This window comes from Bradyrhizobium canariense (assembly GCF_900105125.1).
GTDB lineage: Bacteria > Pseudomonadota > Alphaproteobacteria > Rhizobiales > Xanthobacteraceae > Bradyrhizobium > Bradyrhizobium canariense_A.
The window spans coordinates 4,070,265-4,091,087 of sequence record NZ_LT629750.1 but is presented as its reverse complement, the minus strand read 5'-3'; the positions used below and the strand labels follow the sequence as shown (position 1 = coordinate 4,091,087).

General features: G+C 59.5%; 17 protein-coding genes. 8 read left to right on the top strand and 9 right to left on the bottom strand.

Translation table 11 applies throughout. The features are described from left to right. Positions 1-107 precede the first annotated feature (107 nt). From BLV09_RS19535 to BLV09_RS19525, 3 genes are read left to right on the top strand one after another with little or no spacing between them, the layout of a single operon-like run. Complete coding sequence (locus BLV09_RS19535; protein WP_244548752.1) at positions 108-1,421, top strand: MFS transporter; 1,314 nt, start codon at positions 108-110, stop codon at positions 1,419-1,421. Between the two features lie 13 nt (positions 1,422-1,434). After that, positions 1,435-2,364, top strand: coding sequence for an ABC transporter substrate-binding protein (locus tag BLV09_RS19530; protein WP_146688521.1), 930 nt, complete (start codon positions 1,435-1,437; stop codon positions 2,362-2,364). A 2-nt stretch (positions 2,365-2,366) separates the two neighbouring features. Further along, entirely contained in the window at positions 2,367-3,110 is a 744-nt protein-coding gene (locus BLV09_RS19525; protein ID WP_146688520.1) for a maleate cis-trans isomerase family protein, read from the top strand. Positions 3,111-3,529: 419 nt separating this feature from the next. On the opposite strand, the gene BLV09_RS19520 is transcribed toward BLV09_RS19525, so the two are convergent. The 9 genes from BLV09_RS19520 to BLV09_RS19475 form a co-directional block, all read right to left on the bottom strand. Then, positions 3,530-3,928, bottom strand: a complete 399-nt coding sequence (locus tag BLV09_RS19520; protein WP_146688519.1) for a GlcG/HbpS family heme-binding protein — start codon at positions 3,926-3,928, stop codon at positions 3,530-3,532. Between the two features lie 163 nt (positions 3,929-4,091). Beyond that, positions 4,092-5,273 (bottom strand): radical SAM protein, encoded by a 1,182-nt coding sequence (locus tag BLV09_RS19515; protein WP_146688518.1) that lies wholly within the window; start codon positions 5,271-5,273, stop codon positions 4,092-4,094. A 448-nt stretch (positions 5,274-5,721) separates the two neighbouring features. Then, on the bottom strand, positions 5,722-6,396 hold the full coding sequence (tenA, locus tag BLV09_RS19505) for a thiaminase II (protein ID WP_146688517.1): 675 nt from the start codon (positions 6,394-6,396) through the stop codon (positions 5,722-5,724). A gap of 254 nt (positions 6,397-6,650) precedes the next feature. Next, on the bottom strand, positions 6,651-7,346 hold the full coding sequence (locus BLV09_RS19500; protein ID WP_146691202.1) for an ABC transporter ATP-binding protein: 696 nt from the start codon (positions 7,344-7,346) through the stop codon (positions 6,651-6,653). Next, a complete protein-coding gene (locus BLV09_RS19495; protein ID WP_100384039.1) occupies positions 7,346-8,095 on the bottom strand; it encodes an ABC transporter ATP-binding protein in 750 nt (249 codons plus the stop codon). Before BLV09_RS19495 ends, BLV09_RS19500 begins: the two co-directional genes overlap by 1 nt. Continuing rightward, positions 8,092-9,393: a branched-chain amino acid ABC transporter permease gene (locus BLV09_RS19490; RefSeq protein ID WP_146688516.1), complete on the bottom strand. Its 1,302-nt coding sequence runs from the start codon at positions 9,391-9,393 to the stop codon at positions 8,092-8,094. Before BLV09_RS19490 ends, BLV09_RS19495 begins: the two co-directional genes overlap by 4 nt. Continuing rightward, positions 9,390-10,337 carry a branched-chain amino acid ABC transporter permease gene (locus tag BLV09_RS19485; RefSeq protein WP_146688515.1) on the bottom strand — a complete coding sequence of 316 codons (948 nt, stop codon included), beginning with the start codon at positions 10,335-10,337 and terminating at the stop codon, positions 9,390-9,392. Before BLV09_RS19485 ends, BLV09_RS19490 begins: the two co-directional genes overlap by 4 nt. A 72-nt stretch (positions 10,338-10,409) precedes the next feature. Continuing rightward, the gene (locus BLV09_RS19480; protein ID WP_146688514.1) at positions 10,410-11,651 is read right to left on the bottom strand and encodes a branched-chain amino acid ABC transporter substrate-binding protein; all 1,242 of its coding nucleotides are present in this window, start codon (positions 11,649-11,651) and stop codon (positions 10,410-10,412) included. 529 nt (positions 11,652-12,180) lie between these two features. After that, positions 12,181-12,939 carry a TetR/AcrR family transcriptional regulator gene (locus BLV09_RS19475; protein ID WP_146688513.1) on the bottom strand — a complete coding sequence of 253 codons (759 nt, stop codon included), beginning with the start codon at positions 12,937-12,939 and terminating at the stop codon, positions 12,181-12,183. A 306-nt stretch (positions 12,940-13,245) separates the two neighbouring features. On the opposite strand from BLV09_RS19475, the gene lpxD reads away from it, so the two are divergent. From lpxD to BLV09_RS19450, 5 genes are all read left to right on the top strand, one after another. Beyond that, positions 13,246-14,268, top strand: a complete 1,023-nt coding sequence (gene lpxD, locus BLV09_RS19470; RefSeq protein WP_146688512.1) for a UDP-3-O-(3-hydroxymyristoyl)glucosamine N-acyltransferase — start codon at positions 13,246-13,248, stop codon at positions 14,266-14,268. Between the two features lie 151 nt (positions 14,269-14,419). Further along, positions 14,420-14,896, top strand: coding sequence for a hypothetical protein (locus tag BLV09_RS19465; RefSeq protein ID WP_146688511.1), 477 nt, complete (start codon positions 14,420-14,422; stop codon positions 14,894-14,896). A gap of 326 nt (positions 14,897-15,222) precedes the next feature. Continuing rightward, positions 15,223-16,026 carry a hypothetical protein gene (locus BLV09_RS19460; protein ID WP_146688510.1) on the top strand — a complete coding sequence of 268 codons (804 nt, stop codon included), beginning with the start codon at positions 15,223-15,225 and terminating at the stop codon, positions 16,024-16,026. Between the two features lie 401 nt (positions 16,027-16,427). Beyond that, a complete protein-coding gene (locus tag BLV09_RS19455; protein WP_146688509.1) occupies positions 16,428-17,639 on the top strand; it encodes an efflux RND transporter periplasmic adaptor subunit in 1,212 nt (403 codons plus the stop codon). Continuing rightward, positions 17,636-20,761, top strand: a complete 3,126-nt coding sequence (locus BLV09_RS19450) for an efflux RND transporter permease subunit (RefSeq protein WP_146688508.1) — start codon at positions 17,636-17,638, stop codon at positions 20,759-20,761. Before BLV09_RS19455 ends, BLV09_RS19450 begins: the two co-directional genes overlap by 4 nt. Positions 20,762-20,823: the final 62 nt, after the last annotated feature.

Genomic DNA, 20,823 nt, shown 5'->3' with positions numbered 1-20,823 from the left:
TACGGTTCATATTGCCTATGATAAATATGAATTATCACGACGGCCAAATTCGTGAAAATGTGACGGTCTTAAATCCTTAAATAATGACAAAAGACCGGAGGAACGTGGTGGGAATTCAGAAGAAGCGATATCTCGTCTATATCGGCCTGTTCGTTCTGATGTTCATCAATTACCTCGATCGGGTAAATCTGTCGGTTGCGGCGAAGTCGATCGCAGAAGGCTACAGCCTCTCGCCCATCGATATGGGATACATCTTCTCGGCATTTCTCTGGACCTATCTGGTTTGCTTGATTCCGATGGGATTGCTCGCCGATCGCTTTGGCGGCCGTGCGATCACATACACCACGCTTGGTCTTTGGTCGCTTGCCGGAATCTGGACCGGGGCCGCCACGAGCTACGGCTCTCTGTTCGCTTCGCGCCTGGTGCTGGGTATCGGGGAGTCCGCAAGTTATCCCGCCGGCGGCAAGATCATCCGTGAGTGGGCACCTCAGGGAGAGCGGGGTCTGGCTGCTGCATTTCTCAACAGCGGAGCCCACGGCGGCCTGTGTGTTGGCTCGGTGGTGGTGGGGGCTCTGATCCTGCAGTTCGGATGGCGGGAATCGTTCTACATCACCGGTGCGCTGGGCGTTGCCATGGCCATTGCCTGGTTTACTTTCTATCGTCGCCCGGAACAGGCCACATGGTTGAGTCAGGCGGAACGAGAGTTGATCCTCCGCGAGCGGGGAGAGACAGCGCAACGCGCCACAACCGACATGACGCAGTTGAGCGCGCTGAAGGGATTGCTCAAGAGCCCATCCATGCTCGCTTTGGCGTTGACGCAAGGGTGCGCCGGTTACACGCTCTACCTTTTCATGACATGGCTGCCGAGTTACCTGGCCGCAACGCGCGGCCTCGATGTTCTCAAGACCGGGCTTTTTTCGGCGATACCGTACGGTGTGGCCGCAATTCTTGGACTTGGCCTGGGCTGGTTCAGCGACCGCTTGTTGAACCGATCGATCGCGTCGAATGCCGAGCGCAGAAAATTGATCGCGGTGCTTTTGCTGCTGTCGTCGGTGATCCTCGCAACGCCCTTTGTTGAGTCGATCTGGCTGATCGAGGCGCTGATCAGCGTTTCGCTGGCCTGCGTTGCAACGGCCATGGCCATGAACATCGCCTTGACGGCCGATCTGCTGGCGGATGGCCGCTATAATGGTGTTGCCACAAGCCTTCTCATCATGGGCGGCAACCTGTTTGGAACGGCGGCGCCGATCGTGACCGGCTATGTTGTGGCGGCAACCGGCGGCTTCTCGGGTGCATTCCTGATCGCCGGCGTTCTGCTGCTGGGCGGGGCCGTCGTCATCTTGTCGGGTGCGCGGAATCCCATTCAGCTATCGAACGCGCCTGTCGTGCCGGCCTCCGGCCAAGCCGCCCAAATCATCTGACGGAGTTTTTAAAATGGAAAAGATCGTATTTACCGCGGTATCGCGAAACTATTTCAATATGCCGGTCTGGATTGCGCAACATCAGCGGATGTTCGCGGATGAAGGGCTGGAGGTCGCCATCGAGCTCTACGAAGGCGTCGACGAGGTCACCAATCGGCTTCGAGATGGACGGGCTCAATTGGCTTACGGCATCACGGAGCACGTGATTCTCGACAGCGAAGCCGGCGGCTTTCTGGAAATCATCGGCGGCAACGTCAACAGGCTGCCGTTCTCTTTTGTCGCGGGCAAGTCGATCAAGACGTTCGACGACCTGCGAGGAAAAACCGTAGGGGTGTCCTCGCTCGATGCAGGAAGCTCCTCGCTTGTCATGAAGTTGCTAGCGGCGCGTGGGCTTGAATACCCGCGCGACTACAAGATGAGAGCGGTGGGACCGATTTTAACGCGTTGGGAAATGCTGAAATCCGGTGAGATCGATGCCGGTCTTCAAGGAGCTCCCTTGAACTATATGGCCGTCGATCAGGGATTCCCCAGCCTTTGCGAGCCGCGCGACGAGGTGCCGTTTTTCCAGTTCACGTCGTTGAACGTGGATCAGCGCTGGGCCGCGGCCAACGATGCGACAATCATGAAGTTCATGCGCGCGTTTGTACGGGCGCATCAATGGTTCTTCGCGAACCGGGAAGGCTCGGTCTCGGTCGCGATGCGCGAGACCGGAATTACCAGGGAATACGCCCTGCGCGCCTGGGATGAATATACCGCCGACCAGATATTCCCGCGCGACGGGGACGCCAATACGGCGGCGGTCCAGGCGCTGATCGAGATCAGTTCGCTGATCAGGGCCGTTCCTAACCGGGTCAAGTCGACGGCAGATGGCTACATCAATCGCAGTTATGTCAACGCCGCCCGCGAGGCATTGCCTGGACATTCGACGGCCAAGGCATCGTAGTCGTGGCGCTACTGTCTCCACCGGCCATCGACTATGGCGACCGTCTCCGGGCGGGTGTGCTGATTCCCTCCGGTAACTCCGTCGCCGAGCCGGAGTTGCGAGCGATGCTGCCCTTCGGTTCATCCATGCTGGTGACGCGTCTTCCGTTGCTTGGAAGTTCCAGGACCGAGCTCATCGGAATGATGGATCAGCTTGAGGCTGCTTCGAAGCTTTTGGCCGACGCGAAAGTCGACGTGATTGTGTTTCACTGCACGGCGGTTTCGACGTTTGCGCCCGATCTGGCCCAGGGGATTCGGGAAAGAATCGAGCGCGCCACGGCAATAAGGTCATTTACAACGGCCGACGCGATCCTGAATGCCTTGACGCAATTGGGCGCTAAACGGGTATCTCTGCTGACGCCCTATATCGACGAGGTGCATGCGCGCGAAGCCGCCTTTCTGCAAACAAACGGGTTTGTTGTTGAGGGCGGCGCCAATCTCGGAATCAACACCAACACCGAGATGGCTTCGTTGCGACCGGAAGCGATTCTCGACTGGGCCAAAGAAAACAGCCATCGTTCCGCGGACGTCTGTTTTCTCAGTTGTACGGCCATCAAGTCGGCGAGCATCATCGAACAACTGGAACGAGCCCTCGACATGCCCGTGATCACCAGCAATCAAAGCATGGCCTGGCACCTGATCCGATCAAGTCAGATATCAGACGACGTGAAAGACTTTGGAAGGCTGTTCAGAAACACCGCGGTTTAGCCTGATAAGCAGATGATTTCCGAGCCGGTCCGCGCGTTGCATTCGTGCCAATAGCGGAAAATCCAGCCAGCGGTCTGGTCCCCACGTTACCTTAGACGGAAGTCACCGCATTTTCCGCCAATCCAGGGATTGTTGCCCGCAGGAACCAATTTCACGGTACGCCGACAAAGCTGCGCGCTACGCAAAGCCATCCAGGTCAACTCCGTCGCCGCGGTGGGGCAGACCAACATCTGCTCCCAACGTTACGCTAGCATGCGAAAGCCTGGGCGGGACACGCCTTCGGCAACACGCCGGGGTGTCCGATGCGGGTCAATTCATCGTTCTGACTGTTCGGCGATCACTTCCACTCTGCCCCCGACAGGCCGGACAAATTTCAGGGTCCGTTGGCATGTCTCAAAGGTGCCAGAGGAGAAGTCGTCTTATGACCAGGCGGTGATCGCGGCCTCGGCCACCGCCTGATCCTGCTCGCCGCTACCGCCGCTGACGCCGACAGCGCCCACGACCTTGCCATTCATCTTGATCGGGACCCCGCCCGCGAAGATCATCACCCGGTCGTGGTTCGATACGTAGATGCCGAAGAACTGGTCCCCGGGCTGGCTGTTGCGGCCAAGCTCCAGCGTCGAGATATCGAAGGCCTTCGCGGTGAAGGCCTTGTTGATGGCGATGTCGATGCTGCCAAGCCACGCCCCATCCATGCGCATGAAAGCTGTGAGGTTGGCGCCGACATCAACCACCGCGATATTCATCGGCTGGCCGATTTCCTTCGCCTTCGCGATTCCCGCTTCAATGATCTTTTGCGCCTTTTCCATTGTCATCATGACATTTGAACTCCTGATCGAGGACAGTCAGGCCGCCTTCGCCAACAAGCCGTGCCGGTGGAGCACGAATTGGCAGCGATACGCTTGTCGAAATTTGGCGCAGCCTTTCGGCGCATCCTGCATTACCGCGAGATGGGAGTCGGTGGCGCGAGGACTGGACTTACTATGCGCGTGCCAACGCCTCCCGCACGCCGAGGCGTTCCCCGCCTGCCTTGCTGACGTAAAGATGGCGCTCCAGGACCGATTGCATGTTCTCAAACATCGAATAGAGATCGTCGCAGTAGACTGAAGGATTATCGTATCCGTTTTTCCGGGAGAAACGATGCGGAAGATAGCCGCCGCCGCAGGCGTTCATGAACTTGCACTGCCGGCACTTCTCACAAAGATTGATTGACGCGTCGCGCGCTGCTTTCCAGCGAGGCTCGGTCCTGACCTCGTCGATCGCATGATCGAAGATGTTGAACACCGTGCGCGTGAAGCCGTCGCCGGCAATCCGCAGCACATCGTGGGCCTCCACCGAACCGTCGGTCATGACCGTGCAAAGCTCGACAGGTTTGTAGCCGACGCCCTCGGTCGGTGAATTGTTACCAAGCAAGGCGGTGATCATATCGGTAATGATGCGAATATTGACCGTTGGCTTGCTGCGGTTTGCCTCTAGCCATAGATCGAACAGGCCATTGTAGAACGAAGCAACGGATGAGGGGCTCTCATCCACCGTCGCATCAGGGATCATGATGTCGTAGTTGGCAATTCCGCACTCGGCGAAAAATTCGACATATTGCTTCGGCGGGTAGGCGGGATTGCAGACTGATAAAGCGCTGACGCCAATGTCGCGTGATGCCAGCCTGCGAGCGGCCCGTTCCACCGCGGCGTGGGTACCCGTACCCTGAAACGTCCGGCGGTGAAGGTCGTGAATATGCGCCGGCCCATCCAGGCTGATCGCCACCGAAATGTTGCGAGCCTCGAAACAGTCCAGCCATTCATCATCGATCAACACGCCATTGGTGGTCACCGCGATGGGTATTTCGCAGCTCGTTCGTGACGATATGGCTTCGCAGGCTTCGGCCATACGGTGAAAATTATCCATCCCCCACAGCAAGGGCTCGCCGCCGTGCAGAATGATGGGAAAATCGATCAGGGAGTGGTTGGCGACGTGCTCTTCGATGCGCTGCAACAGCCGATGCAGCACCTCGTCGCTCATCAGCTTGGGCTTGTCATAAACCGCCGCGTCGCGAAACCAGTAACAATAAGAGCAGTCAATATTGCATCGCGCTGCGACCTTAACAAGCAGCTGCGAAATCGGTTGGTCTTGGAAGGCGACAGAATCTGGATCGTCAGCCGACATGCCGATACCGGGTGGGGCTCGAGGAGATTACGAAGTAAACCTAGTACCCCCGGGCAAACCCTCGGCGAAACCCGCCGCCCCCTCCATATCCCGCTCTGCGAAAGCCGCCCCCATACGCCCCGCCTCGAATAAAGCCACCTCGTCTGAAATAAACCTGGGTCACGCCTTCCGAATCTTGTCCGCGCAGATCACTCAGCAGCGCGTTGATACCCTGATGGTCGCTCTGGATTGTCGCGCCTGGGCCATGCAATTGCAGGAGGCTTGCTAAAACTTTCAGCGTCGTAATCGGCATGGTTGTTCTCCTTTTTTGCGACGCAACTAAAGGAATCGAACGAAAGGCCGGCAAGTACGAGACGTCTGAGAGAAACGGACCCTATACCTTTTCCATGGACCCGGCAACGTGGCGGGCTGCTTGTTTTGTGAAGGTTTTGTTCCGCCCGCATAACATTCAGCGCTCCAACTCAGCCGCGCGCCAGCCCATTTCCCAGAAGTCGGCTTCGAGCCGGGTGGCTTCCTTGAAGATCACGATCAACTCTGCCTCGCGCGCCGGCGTGGCGTAGAGAGCGGCGAGTTTTTCCAGGTGCGCCCGCGCTTTCGCCGCGACCTCCTGGTACGGCGCACCGGCATATTCGGAAATCCAAACGCGATAGGGGTTCGTTGCAGCGTATGCATCGGGCCGCGAGGCGAGTCGCGTCGCGATCTCCGCATAGCCGATCACGCAAGGAGCAAGCGCCACCTTGAGCGCCAGCAGGTCACCGCGCATTCCCGTGTCGAGCACGTAGCGTGTATAGGCCAGGGTCTCGAGCGCCGGAGCAGTTTGTTCGAGGTCGCTGGGCGACAGGCCCCAGCCGGCGCAGAGTTTCACGTGCAGGTTCATCTCGATATCTAGAATGGCCGAGAGTCCGGCCGCCGCTTCGCGCATGTCGGCGAGTTCCGCCGATTTATAGACCGCGAGCGCGTAGGCACGAGCAAATTCGATGAGGAACAGGTAGTCCTGAACGAGGTAGTGACGAAACGCGGCTTCGGCGAGCGAACCATCCGCCAAGGCGTTGGTGAAGGGGTGCTCGGTGTAGGCCCGCCACTCGGCGGATGCTGCCGTCTTCAGGCGTTCGAAGAAACTCATGATCTCTCGCAGGGTTTGCATTCTCAATGCGTGTCTTTTCAATGCGTGTCTCTGGCTCGCGGCCTCGTCACAAGCAGACTGGGCCAGGGATGACGTCCGCTCTTCCCTCAAGCGAAGACATTCGTCAAGGCAGCGGTTACGCCAGCTCTTATCCGGTTTCGAACCGATTAATGATGGCGAGGCTGGCTGAGCGCAGCCTGCGACTTCGTTCATGTCGACAAGTCGATACCCGGATCAGATCCGGGACTAAATAATCAGACCTCCAGCCATTCCTTGCTGACGGCCGAGTTCTGCCTGAGTTCGGCCGGCGTGCCCTCGAACACGATGCGGCCGTGTCCCATCACATAGATGCGGTGCGATATCCGCATCGCGATCGAGAGTTTCTGTTCCACCAGCAGGATGGCGACGCCGCGCCGGGCGATTTCGGCGATCAAATCGCCGACCTGCTGCACGATCAGGGGCGCGAGCCCCTCGGTGGGCTCGTCGATCATGATCAGTTCGGGGTCGCCCATCAGCGTGCGGCAGATCGTCAGCATCTGCTTCTCGCCGCCGGACAGCACGCCCGCCGCGGTATCGGCTCTGGCGGCGAGGTTGGGAAACATCGCCAGCATGTCATCGAGCCGCCACTTGCCCGCGCGCCTGGTATCCTTGATGCCGAGCATCAGGTTCTGCCGCACCGTCAGGCCGGGGAAGATGTCGCGGTGCTCCGGGACGTAGCCCAAGCCCAGATGCGCGATCCGGTAGTTGGGCAGGCCCGCGATGTCACGGCCCTTGAACTTGATCGAGCCCTGCGGCGGCACTTCGCCCATGATCGCCTTGACCGTGGTGGAGCGGCCGACGCCGTTGCGCCCGAGCAGGCTGACAACCTCGCCGGCGTCGATATGCATGTCGACGCCCTGCAGGATATGGCTCTTGCCGTAATAGGCGTGCAGATCGGCGATCTCCAGCATCATGCCACTTCCTCACCGAGATAGGCTTCCCGGACTTTCGGATTGCCGCGAATTTCCTCCGGCGTGCCGGAGGCGATGATCTGGCCGTAGACCAGCACCGAAATCCGGTCGGCAAGGCCAAACACCACGCTCATGTCGTGTTCGACGATCAATAGCGTGCGGCCTTTGGTCAGGCGGCGGATCAACGTGACCGCGCGCTCGGTTTCGGCATGGCTCATTCCCGCGGTCGGCTCGTCCAGCAGGATGACGTCGGCGCCGCCGGCCACCGTGATGCCGATTTCCAGCGCGCGCTGCTCGGCGTAGGTCAGAAGGCCGGCGGGTACGTCGCGCCGCGCGGTGAGGTCGATATCGGCGAGAATCTGCGCGGTACGTTCGCGCACCTCAGGCAGGTTATCGACATTCTTCCAGAAGGCGTAGCGGTGGCCGGTCGACCACAGCACGGCGCAGCGCAGGTTTTCCCACACGCTCATATTGGCGAAGACGTTGGTGACCTGGAAACTCCGCGACAGGCCGCGCCTGTTGATCTGGTAAGGCGGCAGGCCGGAAATCACCTCGTCGCGCAGCAGCACGCTGCCGGACGTCGGCGCCGTATATCCGCTGATCAGATTGAAGGTGGTCGACTTGCCGGCGCCGTTCGGCCCGATCAGCGCGTGGCGCTCGCCCTGCGCCACGGTCAGATTGATGTTGCGGATGATGGCGACGTTGCCAAAACTCTTTTCAACCCCGCGCAGTTCGATCGCGGCGCTCATGCGGCGATTCCTTTGTCACGCGCCATGGCGGCTGCATTATCCCAGGCGTGCCCGACCCAGTTCCAGGTCATGCGCGCAACCAGAAAGCCGCCGATCAGGAGAACAGCCGCCAGTGCCCAGATATAGGGGCTCGCCGCATCGAAGCCGACGCCGAACGCCTTGATGTGCGGGTCGTCGCCGGGATTGACGGTGTAATGCACGATGGTCTCGATCGACAGCATCAGGCCTGCGATCATCGCCAGTGTCGGCACCAGCGCGATCAGGTAGCTCGGCAGGAGCATCGGCAACGTGCCAGCCTTCACCAGCGGACGGTGCATCATCAATAGCCCGGTAATACCGCCGGGCGCAAACAGCACCACGGCAATGAAGATCAGCCCGAAATAGAGTTGCCATACCTGGGTGAGATCGCTGAGGCCAAGCGACAGCAGCGTGACGAAGATCGCGCCGACGATCGGGCCGATGAAAAATCCGACCCCGCCGATATAGGTTGCGAACAACACCGTGCCCGACTGCTCCGCGCCCAAATAGGCCGAATTGGCGATCTCGAAATTGATCGCCGCCAGCGCACCGGCGATCCCGGCGAAAAAGCCGGCGAAGCAGAATGCCAGATAGCGGACGACGTGCGGGTTGTAGCCGACGAACTGCACACGCTCGGGATTGTCGCGCACGGCGTTGCACATGCGTCCCAAAGGCGTGCGGGTCAGCGCGTAGATCGCGATCGCCGCGATCAGCGTCCATGCCGCCACCAGATAGTAGATCTGGACTTGTGGGCCGAAACTCCAGCCGAACAGTTTCAGCAATTTGGTGCGGTTGGTGGAGACGCCGGCCTCGCCGCCGAAAAAAGTACGCAGGATCAGCGCGGACGAGGCGATCAGTTCGCCAACGCCAAGCGAGATCATGGCGAACGCCGTCCCGGAGCGCTGGGTCGAGACCCAGCCGAGCAGGGCGGCGAACGACAATCCGGCCAGGCCGCCGATCAGGGGAACAACAGGCAGCGGGACGGGCAGCTTGTTGCCCACGATGATATTCATGGCGTGGATCGCCAGGAAGCCGCCGAGACCATAATACACCGCATGCCCGAACGACAGCATGCCGGTCTGGCCGAGCAGGATGTTGTAGGACAGCGAGAAGATAATGGAGATTCCGATCAGGCTGAACGTCGTCAGCGAGCCGCCGGAACTGAAGAGATTCGGCAGCAGCACAAGCACGATCGCGGCGGCTACCCACAATCCATAGAATTTGAGCCGTTCGGCGGTGGTCGGCAGCGGCGGCGCGGCGCTTGCGGCGATCTCGCTCATGTGTCGCGTGTCCCGAGCAGTCCCATCGGGCGGAAGATCAGGACCAGCACCAGCATCATGTAGGGAACGATCGGTGCGATCTGCGCGATGGTGACGTCCCAGATGTCGGCGAGCCAGGTCGATGCGTAGGCGGGGCTGAGCGGACCGAACGCGCCGGACAGCGAGCCGTTCATCGATACCGCGAAGGTCTGCACCAGACCGATCAGGAGCGAGGCGACAAAGGCGCCGGGCAGCGAGCCCAGTCCGCCGACCACGACCACGACGAACAGGATCGGACCGAGCAGTCCGGCCATGTTCGACTGCGTCACCAGCGCGGGGCCGGCGATCACCCCGGCGACCGCGGCGAGCGCGGTGCCAACGCCGAACACCAGCATAAAGATGCGCCCGACATTGTGGCCGAGATGGCCGACCATATGCGGATGGGTCAGTGCGGCCTGGACAATCAACCCGATCCGCGTTTTCTTCAGCACCAGCAGGAGCCCGACGAAGATCACGATCGACACCAGCAGCATGAACATCTTGTAGGCGGGATAGTTGGTGGAGAAGATCGTAAAGGCTGGAAAATCCAAAAGCGCAGGGACCCGGTAATCGACCGGACTCCTGCCCCAGATGATCTGCACCACTTCCTCGATCACGAAGGCGAGGCCGAAGGTGAACAACAGCTCCGCGACGTGGCCGTTTCGGTGCACGCGGCGCAGGCCGTAGCGCTCGACGCCGGCGCCGATTATCCCGGCCAGCAGGGGCGCGATCAGCAGCGCCGGCCAGAAGCCGAACCAGCGGCTGATCTGGAAACCGAAGAACGCCCCGAGCATGTAGAAGCTCGCATGCGCGAAGTTGAGAACGCCGAGCATGCTGAAAATGACGGTGAGCCCGCTCGCCATCAGGAACAGCAACATGCCGAACAGGACGCCGTTGAGCGTGGATATGACGATCAGTTCAAGCACGACGCACCGCCGGGATTAGGGACGCGTCCGCTCCGAAAGCTTTTTCGGAGCGGACGGGTAACGCTGCAACGGTCAGGGCCGTTCCATCTTGCAGGTGGTCGGAAGTTCGGTCGCGGGCGTGTCGATCTTCGCCACCAGCTTCCAGCCCCAGCCGGTCTTCTCCTCGTCGAACGGCTCCTTCGCGCTGCGATCGCCGAACGAGGAAATATAGATCGGCTGGAAGAATTGGTGATCGTCCTTGCGCATATAACCCTTGCCGCCGTCGAACACCTCGAACTCCAGGCCTTCGAGCGCCTGAGCGACCTTGACCGGATCGAGCGACTTGGCCTTGTCAGCCGCCGCCGCCAGCATCCGCATCTCGTTGACGGCGCGCGGATAGAACAGGCTGAAGTCGTATTTGGCGCGGAGCGCCTTCTCGAATTCCTGCGAGGAGGGATTATCGATATTGGCGATGCCTTCGGTGATCTGGAACACCTGATGATCGAGGTTGGCCTGCTTGATCGCGGTTGGGCCACCGGTGCCGCCTGCATAGTAGGTGTACCAGTTCACCTTCAGTCCGGCGTCGGCCGCCGCTTTCAACAGCAGTGCGAAATCCTGGCCCCAGTTGCCGGTAATGACGGTGTCGGCGCCGGACGCCTTGATCTTCGCGATATAAGGCGCGAAGTCGGTGATCTTGAGCAGCGGATGCAATTCGTCGCCCACGATCTTGATGTCCGGCCGCTTGGCGGCCAGCATGGCCTTGGCGGTCGAGCGAACGGATTCGCCGAACGAGTAATCCTGATTGATCAGGTAGACGTTTTTGATCGAAGGCACCGTCTTCATGTAATTGGTCAGCGCCTCCATCTTGATGTCGGAGTTCGCGTCCCAGCGGAAATGCCAGAAGCTGCACTTGGCGTTGGTCAGGATGGGATCGACCGCGGCATAGTTGAAATAGAGCACCTCCTTGCCGGGATTGCGCTCGTTGTACTTGGTGACGAAGTCGGAAAGCGCGCTGGCCACCGCCGAGCCGTTGCCCTGGGTCAGGAAGCGGACCCCGGCGTCGATCGCCTTCTGCGCCTGGATCAGGCTTTCCTGCGGATTTGTCTTGTTGTCGAGCGGGACGATTTCGACCTTCTTGCCCTGGATGCCGCCCTTGGCATTCAATTCGTCGGCGAGAAACTGGAAGGTCTTCAGGCCGACTTCGCCGACGCTGGCGCCGCCGCCCGAAAGTGGATCGATGTAACCGATCTTGACGGTGTCCTCGGCCGCCGCCGACATCGCGGTTACGCTGAGCACGGACAGCGCGAGTGCTGTCATCGCAAGTGTCTTCCTCATGAATTTCCTCCTCGTTGGACTAACCATTCGCTCCCTTGAACGGGAACCGTTTCTCGAATGATAACGACGGCCGCTCGTGCCTGGATGGTTCCGTGCGTGTTTCTTCTTTGGAAACGCCGCCGGCCAGTTGTGACCAGTTGTGAGATGCCTTTCTCCTCTGAAGGGTCTTGATGGATGTCAGTTTCGATCGGCTGCGTTGATGAGAATGTCGATGCGTCCCCGAGCCGCCATCGGTTCACCATCTGCGTGATCCGATTTTCATCGGCGACAAAAACAGCGACGCCGACAGCCTCACCACGCGTCGGCGTTTATCTCTGCGGCGACACGCTCTGCGCTCGTTGTTCACCAATATCTTGGTGCCCAGACCGGCCAACATGGTCGCATGACATCATCCCAATCCTCGGCCGGCGCCTGTGACGATCGCAACGCGATCCCGCCGCTTCATCCGCGCTTCCTCTCAATCGTTATTCATTAGCTCACTAGTGAGTGAATATCATATTCACAGGATTTCCTTCCCCGCAAGGCCCTTTCAGATGCTCCTTTCGGCTTTTCGACGCGCGCAGACGCCAAGAAATCCAGCCGCCATGAAAGTCGCCATCCGCTCCTTCACAGCGGCGTAGTCATTAGACTTGCACAAGCCGCCTGAGAGCTTGTCGATGCGCCCGGTTTGCGCGAGCGTGAGCATCAGTGCCCCGGTTACGAAGTGATATCCCCAGAAGATGTCCGCTTCCGCGCAATCCGGAAGCGCCTTCTTGAGGAGATTGATCAGGCGCAAAACCACGGGATCGAAATGCTGGTCCATCATTTCGGCACCCCATTCGGGTGTGTTGGCTACCTGTGCCCCCAATGCGCCGTAATTCCTCCAGCCTTCGCCTCCCTCGATGTAAAGGTCGAGGTCACTGTCCAGGAACACGCGGAGAGCTCCTTCAACCGAGGGCTTGCCTCCAGTCGTCCTGTCATATTCATCAAGCAGCCTCATGCGTCGCTCGCTTGTTATCACCGCGCGTCGGGCGAAGACGGCATCGAACAGCTTCTTCTTGTCCTCGAAATAATAGTTGATCAGCGTATGATGCACGCCGATACGTTTTGCGACGTCTTTTAACGTAACCCCATAAAGGCCGTTTCTGGAAAAGAGGAACTCGGCGGCATCAAGTATTTGCTCCATCATATCGGCTCGCCGCTCCGCCTTGGCTGAGCTCTTGCGCCCGGGTTTCTTTGCTTCGGACAAGCTGAGGTCCTTCCCTGTTTTTGCCGCATGCTGAGCCGGCAACGACGCGCTTTGGATCATTGGTGATCATACTTCGATCACCGGCGCATCCATCATGTGACGCTGTGTTGCGCGCGATCCGTGATTCGGTGAGCCAGAATTGTTCAGAAATGTTTTTAATATAATTTAATCCGCTCTGATCACACTAAATGCGATAATAACGGGCGCTGCTATGTGGGTGCACACGTTTGTGTCGGTGGAAAGATCGTGCGTTATGACCAAAATTCGTGTTTCGGTAGCGGCGCAAATGCGATCGTTGAACTGTCATCCAAGAGTAATGTGGCCGTCTCAGATGATACGTGAAAACGCGCCAGTGATTTACCCAAGATGATTTCAGCGTCGATAGGCGATCCTCGATTCTTTCCGTGTAGTGGACCGCACGATCTTACAACTGTCGCAAACATTGCACGTGGATCGGTGTCACGTCAAAGTTTCAGTCTGGACGGTGTGGCGCCTTTGCAGACGGCGGGTCCACGCCACGTCAGTTTTCTGGATAACCGACGATATTTGTCGGTGCTCACGCGAACCTTGGCTGGCGCGGTGATTGTACATCCCAATCTACAGGCGAGCGTACCTGTCTCCGCGGCGGCAATTGTAACTCCTGAACCTTATGCAGCATGGGCACGTGTGGCGGCGTTGTTCCATCCGGCACCGCCAACTAGCCCGGGGGTGCACTCTTCCGCTGTTGTCGCGGAGAATGCACTGGTGGATCCTTCGGCAGAAATTGGACCGCTGTCCGTCATTGGCGCGGGTGCCAGGATCGGCCCGGGTTGTCGGATCGGAGCCTGCGTCGTCATCGGTGCTGGCGTAGTCATCGGTCCAGACTGCCACATCGGAATGCAAGCGAGCCTCAGCCACGCATTGCTGGGATCGCGCGTTTGTGTCTACCCCGGCGCGAGAATAGGACAAGAGGGCTTTGGCTTCGCGCCAACCAAAGATGGGTTTGTGGCGGTGCCGCAACTCGGGCGGGTCATTCTGGGGGATGATGTCGAGGTAGGTGCCAATACAACGATCGACCGTGGATCGGCGCGAGATACTGTGATTGGTGCAGGCACGCGCATAGATAATCTAGTCCAGATCGGTCATAACGTAACGATCGGTCGATGTTGTGTGATCGTGGCGCAAGTGGGTATTGCCGGATCGGCGTCGATTGAGGACTTTGTTCAAATAGGCGGCCAAGCGGCGATCGCGGGACATATCTTGATTGGGTCGAGAGCCAAAATAGGCGCGCAGGCTGGCGTAATATCGGACGTCCCCGCAAAAGCGATCATGCTCGGTAGCCCGGCTCAACGTAAGCCGGATTTCTTCCGACAAGTTGCTACGTTGAAGAAATTGGCACGACGGCGGTAGAAACAGCCATTCCGACAGCAGGTTCATTTCGGAGTATTTCTACTTAACGCGGTGTAACGTTCAGCGCCTTGATCGAGCCATCACGAGGTGGTTCTGTCTCTGGGTGTGAGTAAGTTCGCCTTTATCATGAGATCGAGATGTCGGAGCGGTTATGCGTCGAATTCTGCAATGCTCTTTATTGATCACGTTTCTTGCCGTCGCGCCGGCCTGCGCCCAGCAGAGCTTTGATGGCATAGCCGGCTCATGGTCAGGCAAGGGATCGATGAAGCCGTCGGATGGACCGCGCGAACGTGTTCGGTGCAAAGTTGACTACGTTTCCAAAAACGCCGGTCAGTCTTTAAAAATGAATGTGCGATGTGCCAGCGATGCCTACAAAATGGACCTGAGTGCCAATATCGATCAAAACGGTAATTCGCTTTCGGGTAACTGGTTTGAAAGTCAATATCGTCAGGGAGGCAAGGTCTCCGGCCAGTACGTCAACGATGTTATCGACGCCAAAGTCGAGGGAGATACAATCACTGCTTTGCTGACAGTTCGTACTAAAGGGACACACCAATCGTTCGTTATGGAGTCGCCGGGAGCTTGGATATCGCAAGTGTCGATTGACCTCCTTCGCGACGCCCGGTGAGTTTTCTGTCAGCTCGCACCGCTTGTCTGTGTCCGACGGTTAGCTGCCGACCGATGATGTGTGGGTCTGCTCGACGGACAATGCTGCGCAGGGGCGCACGAGTAAGCGAAGACGCGCTCTTGAAACGCGAATTGAGATAATGATCCGGAGGCGGGCTCCGCGACGTCGGAAGTCGAAAGGCCCGACTTTTGATGATTTAATGTAACCGCTGGCGACGGCCGGCGGCTGCGGATCATTGGGGACGCTTATCGGGTTTCGAGTGGCTACCTCTTGCCCTCGCCCTGTGGTTGCGGAATGATCGGCGCCGTCTGGGCAGGGGTCGTCGCATGCGTCGCATTTCGGGGTTGGTTTTTGCATTTTTGGTTGTTTCAGTCGCGCCCGCGGCGGCACAATACCCTCGGTATGGACGATCCAGTCAAGAGGAATGCCCACAGGGCCGACAGATCCGCGCCCAGAAAGCTTATCCATCTTCGATGACCGATTGCGAGGTTCTCGATGCAGATACCGCCGCGGAAAATCAAAAGCTGCAACGCCGGTCGGGCTCCGGACCGATCGCGCTCCAGCCCGCAAGACCACCGGCACCGAGACCAGCAGCGTCGACGGCGATTGCGGCGCCGCCGGCAACACCAACCTCTCCAGCTCCAACCCAGGCCGCAGGTCCTGCGCCTCAACCGGTAGCCGCCACGCCGCCACTTCGTGGAGATTACGAAGATCGCCTGATCGGCAACTGGATAACATCGGCCAAAGAAGATCGGTTCGGTGACGGCGGGACCTTTGGCGCCATCACCGGCGATGGCGCGTACGCGCTTGCAGTCCGTTGCCTACAAAAGAATCTATCCATCGGTATCGTCGAGATCGGAAATGATCCAAAACCGATGGAGAAGGGCGATATCTACAAACTCAAGTTTCGCGTCGATGCGCAGCCGATCGTCGACGCCGACGGGATGGCGATCAGCGATCGACTTGTTCAAGTCGTCACTGAAAAATCTCTTGTGAAATCGATTAGGGATGGCAGGGAAACGGCCCTCCGCATTGAGGACGGCCACGGCGTGACGTCGACGCACATTTTCAACACCAACGGATCGCGCAAAGCTTTTGCTGATCTATCGCGGGAATGCCCCCTAGATTGAGACGCCCGGCGCTCTTACGCCCAGAGCGCCGGGCGGTTTATTCGCGCCACGAAAGGAGGCTCACATGCGCGCGGACTGTCGGTGATAGATTTTTTCGAGGCTCTTGCCGACCTACCTCGTCCCCAGCCAAGCCCAGCCGGAGGCCCTCGATCGTCGCGCCGCACCAACGAGTGCCGCTGATAATCGAGGTGTAGGCCGCCCGCTGCCTGACGGTTCGACAACAACTCTGTTGCGCCACATCTGGTCAAGAATGGCCTCGTCCACACAAGGCAAGCAAGGCATCAAATTTGGCTCCGCCTATTCCGCGCCCAAATGGGGGATCATAGGTCTGATGAAATCGGCCGCCCCAAAACTGTACGGGCACAGGAGCACGGTCAGCGCGGTGCACTCGGAGGCAAGCAATGAGTGGTGGATGGACGAAGGTCGGGCTTCCCGGCGCAGCCATTGTTGCTTTGGCGATTGGGATCTTCGTCTATGCGGGGTCCGATCGTGCCAGGCTGGCTGACGCGCCGGCGGCCCAGGCGGTTCCTGTTATCGCGACGAAGGTCCAGCAGCACGATGTGCCGATCATATTGACCGGCCTCGGGACGGTTACGGCTCTGAACACGGCCACGATTCACAGCCAGATCACGGGGCTGCTGGTCAGCGTCGGCTTCCGCGAGGGTCAACCGGTCAAGAAGGGCGATCTGCTCGCGCAAATCGATCCGCGCACTTACCAAGCGCAGCTCGATCAGGCGCAGGCCACGCTTGAGCACGATCAGGTTCATCTCAAGAACGCGCAGCTCAACTTCCAGCGTTATAGCGATCTTGTAAAGACCGACGCGGCGACGCAACAGCAGCTCGACAACCAGCAGGCCGCCGTCGAGGAGCTCAATGCGCAGATCAAAAGCGACCAGGCTGTGGTCGACAACTCCAAGGCGCAGCTGAGCTACACGCGGCTGGTCGCCCCGTTTGACGGCATCACCGGCATCCGCCTGCTCGACGTCGGCAACATCATCCATCCGCCGACTGGCTCGGCAGTAACGCAATCGAACACGGCCGATACGAATGGCTTGGTTGTTGTCACCCAGGTTCAGCCGATCAGCGTGATTTTTACGCTTGCCACAACCAATATATCGGAGGTTCAAGCCGCTATGACGAACGGCCCGCTGCAAGCCACGGCGTGGAGCCAGGACGACAAGACCGAGCTCGATGTCGGCCAGCTTGCGGTGGTGAACAACCAGGCCGATCCCGGCTCGGGCACGATCCAGCTCAAGGCGGTATTTCCCAACCAACAGCTTAAGCTGTGGCCCGGGACGTTCGTCAATGTGCGACTGGTGATCGCAACCGAGCACAATGCGCTAACGGTTCCGCTCGATGCAATACAGCAGGGGCCGCAGGGATCGTTCGTCTTTGTCGTCGGCCAGGACAACAAGGCAACCGTACGGCCGGTCTCGGTTCGCCAGACGTTCGGCGCCGAGGCCTTCGTAGAGAAAGGATTGAACGCTGGTGAGACCGTGGTGCTGCGAGGCCAGTACCGGCTCTCGCCTGGCACGTTGGTGACGCTTGCGGATCCGAATAATCCCGCGGCAGTTCCTAGTCCCTCGACGAAAAGCTCGGGCATGCTGCCATGAATTTTTCAGCTCCTTTCATACACAGGCCGATCGCAACCGCTCTTCTGATGGTGGCGATCGTTCTGTTGGGCATCATCGGGTACGAGCTGCTGCCGGTCGCCGCTCTGCCGGAGGTCGATTCGCCGACAATCCAGGTAACGGCGCAACTGCCGGGCGCCGATCCGCAAACCATGGCGTCCTCGGTCGCGACTCCACTCGAGCGCCAGTTCGGCCAGATCCCCGGTCTTGCGCAAATGTCGTCGAGCAGCGCGCTCGGCTACACCCAGATCACGCTCCAGTTCAGCCGCGATCGCACCATCGATTCCGCTGCGCAGGATGTCCAGGCAGCCATCAACGCGACCAGCGGCCAGCTGCCCCCCAATTTGTTGAACCCGCCGATCTACCGCAAGACCAATCCGGCCGACACGCCGATCCTGCTCCTCGCGCTGACCTCGGATACGCTTCCGCTCACCAAGGTAAGCGATTACGCCAACAGCATCCTGGTACAGAAACTCTCACAGATGCCCGGCGTCGGGCTCGTCAGTCTCGGCGGCGAGCAAAACCCGGCAATTCGGGTCCAGGTCAATCCGGCGCAACTCGCCGCTGCGGGGCTGGATCTGGAGTCGGTGCGTACGGCGCTTGCCAACAGCACGGTCAACCAGCCGAAGGGCACGCTGTATGGCGGTCAGCATGCGTTCTCGCTGCTCACCAACGATCAGTTGACCACGGCCAGCGGATTCGACGACTACATCCTGGCTTACCGCAACGGGGCTCCGATCCGCGTCCGCGATGTCGGGCGCGCCATTGTCGCGCCGGAAGATAAGACGCTTGCCGGGTGGCTCGGCACGCAGCGGGCGGTGCTGATTGCGATCCAGCGACAGCCCGGCGCCAATGTAATCGCGACGGTCGATCAGATCAAAAAAGCACTGCCGCAGCTCGAAGCGTCGCTGCCGCCATCGATCAAGGTCGAGATCGTATCGGATCGGACACAGACCATCCGCGCCAGCGTCGCAGACATACAGTTCACGCTCATGCTTACGATTGCTCTGGTCGTCGCTGTCATCTTTCTCTTCCTGCGAAAACTTTGGGCTACGGTCATCCCCGCGATCGCGGTGCCGCTGTCGCTGGTCGGTACCTTCGCAGTGATGTATGCGCTCGGCTTCAGCCTCGATAATCTCTCGTTGATGGCGCTGACCATTGCCGTCGGCTTTGTGGTCGATGATGCGGTGGTGATGATCGAGAACATCGTCCGGCACGTCGAGGGTGGAAGCACGCCGATGACGGCAGCGATTGCGGGAGCGGGCGAGATCGGATTCACCATCCTTTCGATATCGATATCGCTGGTCGCCGTGTTCATTCCGCTGTTTCTCATGAGCGGCGTGGTCGGTCTGCTGTTTCGCGAGTTCGCCGTGACGGTCGCGGTTTCGATCGCCGTTTCTCTTATTGTTTCGCTGACGCTGACGCCGATGATGTGCGCGCGGCTGCTGGCGCCGGAGGGCGACCACAGTCCGGGACGCACTTCGCAGGCGCTCGAACGGTTCTTCGACCGGCTGGTCGCCACTTACGACCGGGCGTTGGTCGTTGCGCTACGTCACCGCCTGGTCACGCTGATGGTCATGATTTTCACCGTTGTTCTGACGCTGGCGCTATTCGTGGTGATCCCGAAAGGGTTCTTCCCGCAGCAGGACACGGGGATGATCGTCGGGATTTCCGAGGGCGCCCAGGACATATCCCCGCAAGCCATGATGGATCGTCAGGAGGCCGTGCTGGGGGTTGTCGTCAAGGATCCGGCAGTCGCCTCGGCAACCGCCTATATAGGGCCCGGCGGATCGACGGTCACGGAGAACGACGGACGCATGTTCATCACGCTCAAGCCGCACAGCGAGAGAAGCGCGACCGCCGACCAGGTGATCACACGGCTGAACCGGGCGCTGCAGCCGATCCAGGGCATCACGCTCTACATGCAGGCCGCGCAGGACATCAATGTCGGCGCGCGCCTTTCCAAGACGCAGTACCAATATACGCTGGTCGACGTGGACAGCGCCGAGCTCAATCACTGGGCGCCTGTGCTGCTGGAGAAGATGCAGGGCCTGCCGCAACTGCGCGATGTCGCCAGCGACCAGCAGAGTGCCGGTCGGACACTCAACATCGAAGTCAACCGCGAGGCCGCTTCCCGTCTCGGCGTCGATCCCGCACAGGTCGATGGCATCCTTTATGACGCGTTCGGGCAGCGTCACGTGGCGCGCATTTACACGACGCTCAACCAGTACTACGTCATTATCGAGGTCGATCCGAGCTTCCAGCTTGGTCCCAATGCGCTCAGCCGCATCTATGCGAAATCCGCCAGCGGGTCCATGGTGCCGCTCAACCAGCTAGCCAGCGTCACCCCCGCAGTCGCTCCGCTGGCGGTGAATCACCAGGGCCAGTTCCCGTCGGTCACGCTGAGTTTCAACCTCGCCGCCAATAGCACGATCGGGGACGCGGTGACGGCGATCCGCCATGCTGCCGCCGATCTCCATTTGCCCACTTCGATCGCCACCAGCTTTCAGGGCAACGCGCAGGCGTTCCAGAGCTCGCTCAGCAGTACGCCCATCCTGATCCTGGCTGCCTTGGTCGCAGTCTATATCATCCTCGGCATGCTCTACGAGAGCACGATCCATCCGCTCACGATCATCTCAACCTTGCCCTCCGCGGGGCTTGGCGCCTTGCTGACGCTGATGCTGTTCGGCATGCCGCTCGACGTGATTGGTATCATCGGCATCATCCTGTTGATCGGCATCGTGAAGAAGAATGGCATCATGCTGATCGACTTTGCGCTGGAAGCCCAACGCGAACGTGGGTTGAGCAGCGAGGATGCCATCCACGAGGCATGCCGTCTGCGCTTCCGCCCCATCCTGATGACAACGCTTTGCGCCTTGCTTGCCGGCATCCCGCTCATGGTCGGAACGGGAACGGGCTCGGAAATTCGCCAGCCGCTTGGCTACGCGATCGTCGGTGGTTTACTGGTTTCGCAGGTGCTGACGCTATTCACCACGCCGATCGTTTACATCTACATGGACCGCCTTAGCGGTTGGCTTTCTCGCCGATCGCGCCCTCAGTCCTCTGCCAGAGCCGGAACATCGAAACCGCAGCCACGATCTTGATCGTCGCCAGATCCGATAAATTATCCGGCGCTAGACCAATGGCGCCTGCTCAAGCCTTTTCA

What these genes read in the sequence shown, in the direction of transcription:
- BLV09_RS19490 (WP_146688516.1), bottom strand. Translation starts at nt 9,393, where the DNA reads ATGAGCGAGATCGCCGCAAGCGCCGCGCCGCCGCTGCCGACCACCGCC.
- lpxD (WP_146688512.1), top strand. Translation starts at nt 13,246, where the DNA reads ATGATTTCAGCGTCGATAGGCGATCCTCGATTCTTTCCGTGTAGTGGA.
- BLV09_RS19520 (WP_146688519.1), bottom strand. Translation starts at nt 3,928, where the DNA reads ATGATGACAATGGAAAAGGCGCAAAAGATCATTGAAGCGGGAATCGCG.
- BLV09_RS19515 (WP_146688518.1), bottom strand. Translation starts at nt 5,273, where the DNA reads ATGTCGGCTGACGATCCAGATTCTGTCGCCTTCCAAGACCAACCGATT.
- BLV09_RS19495 (WP_100384039.1), bottom strand. Translation starts at nt 8,095, where the DNA reads ATGAGCGCCGCGATCGAACTGCGCGGGGTTGAAAAGAGTTTTGGCAAC.
- BLV09_RS19530 (WP_146688521.1), top strand. Translation starts at nt 1,435, where the DNA reads ATGGAAAAGATCGTATTTACCGCGGTATCGCGAAACTATTTCAATATG.
- BLV09_RS19455 (WP_146688509.1), top strand. Translation starts at nt 16,428, where the DNA reads ATGAGTGGTGGATGGACGAAGGTCGGGCTTCCCGGCGCAGCCATTGTT.
- BLV09_RS19500 (WP_146691202.1), bottom strand. Translation starts at nt 7,346, where the DNA reads ATGCTGGAGATCGCCGATCTGCACGCCTATTACGGCAAGAGCCATATC.
- BLV09_RS19460 (WP_146688510.1), top strand. Translation starts at nt 15,223, where the DNA reads ATGCGTCGCATTTCGGGGTTGGTTTTTGCATTTTTGGTTGTTTCAGTC.
- tenA (WP_146688517.1), bottom strand. Translation starts at nt 6,396, where the DNA reads ATGAGTTTCTTCGAACGCCTGAAGACGGCAGCATCCGCCGAGTGGCGG.
- BLV09_RS19480 (WP_146688514.1), bottom strand. Translation starts at nt 11,651, where the DNA reads ATGAGGAAGACACTTGCGATGACAGCACTCGCGCTGTCCGTGCTCAGC.
- BLV09_RS19450 (WP_146688508.1), top strand. Translation starts at nt 17,636, where the DNA reads ATGAATTTTTCAGCTCCTTTCATACACAGGCCGATCGCAACCGCTCTT.
- BLV09_RS19475 (WP_146688513.1), bottom strand. Translation starts at nt 12,939, where the DNA reads ATGATCCAAAGCGCGTCGTTGCCGGCTCAGCATGCGGCAAAAACAGGG.
- BLV09_RS19465 (WP_146688511.1), top strand. Translation starts at nt 14,420, where the DNA reads ATGCGTCGAATTCTGCAATGCTCTTTATTGATCACGTTTCTTGCCGTC.